Origin of the sequence: uncultured Enorma sp., assembly GCA_905210055.1 — a bacterium.
Classification (GTDB): Bacteria; Actinomycetota; Coriobacteriia; order Coriobacteriales; family Coriobacteriaceae; genus Enorma.
Genome location: CAJLVH010000215.1, coordinates 1 through 1,871 on the forward strand (window position 1 = coordinate 1; position 1,871 = coordinate 1,871).

Annotated in this window: 2 protein-coding genes; both read left to right on the forward strand. The window is 64.1% G+C overall.

The genetic code is table 11. The annotated features are described in order from the left end of the window. Positions 1-777 (forward strand): hypothetical protein (locus QZ079_RS09300; RefSeq protein WP_297037563.1); only part of this gene is annotated, 777 nt, incomplete at its 5' end. 135 nt (positions 778-912) lie between these two features. Then, complete coding sequence (locus tag QZ079_RS09305) at positions 913-1,776, forward strand: Mrp/NBP35 family ATP-binding protein (protein ID WP_297037564.1); 864 nt, start codon at positions 913-915, stop codon at positions 1,774-1,776. Positions 1,777-1,871: the final 95 nt, after the last annotated feature.

Below are 1,871 nucleotides of genomic sequence, written 5' to 3' on the forward strand. Positions count from 1 at the left end.
GGCCGCGCGCTCGCCGACGGCGTTCTCGACGCGGCTGACATCGCATCTGCGAGCTACAGTGCAGCCGGGTTCGCGCGCTACGCCGAAGCAACGGCCGGCATCTCCCGGGATGCCGCGCGGGTGGCGCACGACATGGGCGTCGAACTCCCCAACCCCAAACGCGTGAGCATGCTCATCTTGCTCGGCGTCCTCGCCATCCTCGCCCTCACTTACGGCGTGCACTACCTTGGCCGCATGGGAGCTATGGGCGAAGACCAGCAGCGAGCAGCCGCGACGCTCTCCTCGATCGAGCGCACCTTCGAAACCGAGGGCTTCTACGTAGTCGGCGCCAGTAGCGCCGAAGAGCACGATGCAAACGGCTACTCCGTCTACGGCAATCTCTTCGAGACGGGCGATGACAAGACCCGCGTCGGGCTGCGCGTCGACAACGAGGGTGTGGTGTACGAAGTGAGCTATACGCTCGATATCAATCCCGAGCTTTCACTCGAAGAGAACCTCGCGAAGGCCGAGGATGACCTCGCGCGCCTGCAAGCAGCCGTTGCCAAGCTCGATGTCCCCTTCGAACAACCCGGGCTCGCCGCACGGATCGCGCTGCCCGAGGCGTTCAAAGAAGCATTCCTCGCTGGCACGCTCTACGAGGACATCTTCTTCAATCCAGACGACCTAGGCAGCGTCGACGGAGCCTATATGTGGTGCACCTTCGACACACGCTCCGAAGAGGACTGGATCGACGGCATGTGGCCATCGATCTGGCTCAGCCTGGAGACGGACTGGTAGCGCACCGACCCCGCGCATGACAACATACCCGGACGCCGTTGTCGCGGCTCCCTTGTCCCCAACTGGGTACAATGGAGCCGTGACACCTATATCCGGCGCCGACGAGCACGCCGGATTCAGCATGAAAGGATATCCATGGCTACCTGTGAACATGCGGCTGCGGCGGGCGGTCAAACCGCACCTACGCAGTTCGAAGAGAACAACCTTTCCGAAGCGAAGCGCGTCATCGCCGTACTCTCTGGCAAGGGCGGGGTGGGCAAATCCCTCGTCACGGGCGCGCTCGCCGTCGAGCTCAACCGCCGCGGCCACACGGTCGGCATTCTCGACGCCGACATCACCGGCCCCTCCATCCCCAAAATGATGGGCATGAGCGGCCGGCGTGCGCACGGTCTGGGCAAGCTCCTGCTGCCCGAGATCTCCACGACGGGCATCAAGGTCATGTCGTCGAATCTCTTGCTCGAACACGAGACCGACCCGGTGCTCTGGCGAGGCCCCGTCATCGCGGGCGCCATCCGCCAGTTCTGGAGCGACACGTCCTGGGGCCCCATCGACTACCTGCTCGTCGATATGCCTCCCGGCACGGGCGATGTGGCGCTCACCGTGTTCCAGTCACTGCCGGTCGACGGCATCGTCGTCGTGACGAGCCCGCAGGACCTTGTGAGCATGATCGTGGCGAAAGCCGTGAACATGGCCGAGAAGATGAACGTGCCGATCCTTGGCCTCATCGAAAACATGAGCTACGTCACCTGCCCGGATTGCGGCAAGAAGATCGAAATCTTCGGCACGAGCAAGCTGGATGACGTCGCCCAGCAGTACGACCTCAAGGTGCTTGGACGCCTGCCTATCGACCCTGCGCTCGCGCTCGCCTGCGACGCCGGTGCCATCGAGGAAGCGCTGCCGCAGGATTTCCTGCCCGAAGCGACCGCCGTCTGCGAGGCTATCCCCGCACATGAGGGCGCGCCCGAGGACGCGGCTCCCCAGGGCGACACGGAAGCATAACGAAACGCCCACGTAAGAGCGGAGACGAACGGCCATGGCGCGTACAGCACCGGCAACCTACGATGTGATCGTGATCGGCGGCGGGGCATCCGGCC